This window comes from Microcystis sp. M53602_WE12 (genome assembly GCF_030065455.1).
Lineage (GTDB): Bacteria > Cyanobacteriota > Cyanobacteriia > Cyanobacteriales > Microcystaceae > Microcystis > Microcystis aeruginosa.
Genome location: NZ_JASJFB010000269.1, coordinates 1 through 2,132, shown reverse-complemented (window position 1 = coordinate 2,132; position 2,132 = coordinate 1). Strand labels below are relative to the sequence as shown.

Below are 2,132 nucleotides of genomic sequence, written 5' to 3'. Positions count from 1 at the left end.
ATTTCTTTCGGAGATTTGGACTCGTTTGAGTGCAGACTTTGTATTAGCCACAGTCGTTTCTTGTTCTCAATACTGGTATGGTTAATCGGGACACAGACAAACCATAATAACAGATTTGTGCTATTTGTTGCAAGAGTTTTCTGGACAAGATTGGGGCAACCCCAGAGATATTTTCAGGATTAGGTTCCCACCGATGGGGAAGTGTAGATGACGATAAAACTGAGCCTCAAGGAGACTCAGTTTCTAGTTTTTTAAGGACGGGAAGTTAACGAATGTACTCTTTGAGGATACTATTACGGTTAGGGTGACGCAGTTTCCGCAGGGCTTTGGCTTCTATTTGACGAATGCGCTCGCGAGTGACGTTGAAAATCTGGCCGATTTCTTCGAGTGTTTTCATCCGGCCGTCATCTAAACCGTAGCGCAGACGCAGCACATCGCGTTCGCGAGGACTAAGGGTATCGAGGACGTTTTCTAAATCCTCGCGTAATAAATTTTTAGAAACTTCATCTTCTGGGGTTTCCCCATCCGCTTCGATAAAGTCTCCTAAACGGGAATCTTCTTCTTTACCGATGGGAGTCTCTAGAGAAATAGGTAATTGGGCAGATTTAGCAATAAAACGCAGTTTTTCAATGGTCATCTCCATCTTGGTGGCGATTTCTTCCTCGGTGGGTTTGCGACGCATTTCCTGAGAAAGAATCTTGGTGGTTTTTTTGATCCGGGAGATGGTTTCGTAGAGGTGGACGGGAAGTCTAATGGTGCGGGATTGATCGGCGATCGCCCGGGTGATGGCTTGACGAATCCACCAAGTGGCATAGGTGGAGAATTTATACCCCTTTTCGTGGTCGAATTTTTCGGCGGCGCGGATCAAACCGAGGGAACCTTCTTGAATTAAATCTTGGAAGGAAAGACCGCGATTCATGTATTTCTTGGCGATCGAAACCACTAAACGCAGGTTCGATTGTACCATTTTTTCCTTAGCGCGACGACCATGGTACAAACGACGCTTAAAGGCCGATAAGTATTCCTTTGATTTCGCCAGCCATTCTTCCAGCATGGGAGCCATTAGCTCCGTCTTACCTAAATAAGCCTTAATATCCGATAATTTCGGTTCTTTTTCCGATTTTTCGGCGATAATTTTCTCGATGCGCTCGAACAAGAAAACCTGTTTTCCCCATTCAGCATCGCTATAGAGGCAAAAATCTTCGCGAATGCGTTCTAATTTCAGTAGGTCGGCGATTTTTCTCGCTAATTCGATCTCCTCCTCCGCTCTCAATAACCGAATCCTGCCGATCTCTTGCAGATAAATCCGAATCGAATCTTCCGTATAGGGTTTTTTTCTAGCGGCGTCGCGACGACGAGCGCTGGCAAGGCGGCGGTTTTTTTTGCCATCGTTGCTATCGCTGGTTTCTTCTAGCTCTAACTCGATATCCTCATCATCGAAGTCTTCGTCTAGGTCAATCAAATCTAAATCCAATGGCGGCTCGGTAAGGGTTAGTACATCGTGGGCCTGCATCATGCCGTTTTCCTCTTGCTCCTTCTGTGCAAAACTAGAAGATCGAATCTCAATCTAGGTGATACTGAACAAATTTGTGTCTCAAATCCGAGAGGGGCAAAGACTTTTCCGATTGTAGCTTTAATTACAACAAATGGGAGAAGATTTTTGCTTAAATTTCCTTGTGTCGATGCGATTTTAGCGACACGGAATGCTGTTTTAGCTCGGTCAACTCATAATCTGGCTCCTGCAAAAATTGGGTAAATGGCTGGAGGACTGGAATCCGATCGCCGGTTTGTCTGCGGTGTTGACCAGATAGCTAAGTATCAAAGGAATTATGGGATGGGTTAACTGTTCCCACTGGCAAGAGGAACATAATCCCTATTGGCCCTTGCTAATTCCTTTAGTCTTTAGCTATTGTATTTAATTTGATCGGATTCTTACGGACAAATTTCATCCCTCATTGCTTTTACGCGAATCCAATTTCAATACAAGTGTATTAAAATTGTTAGAGCGCAAGCTCATAATATTAACTTAGCAACATTTTAGAAATTTGCGAGACAAATTTAAGATTTTCTCCAATAGCACCGTGGGGTGTGGGGTGTGGGGTGTGGGGTGTGGGGTGTGGGGTGTGGGGTGT

At 44.7% G+C, this 2,132-nt stretch carries 1 protein-coding gene; it reads right to left on the bottom strand.

Features of this window, described 5'->3' with window-relative positions; genetic code table 11:
* Positions 1-265 precede the first annotated feature (265 nt).
* Positions 266-1,516, bottom strand: coding sequence for an RNA polymerase sigma factor RpoD (rpoD, locus tag PX482_RS09800; RefSeq protein WP_002758696.1), 1,251 nt, complete (start codon positions 1,514-1,516; stop codon positions 266-268).
* Between the last annotated feature and the right edge of the window lie 616 nt (positions 1,517-2,132).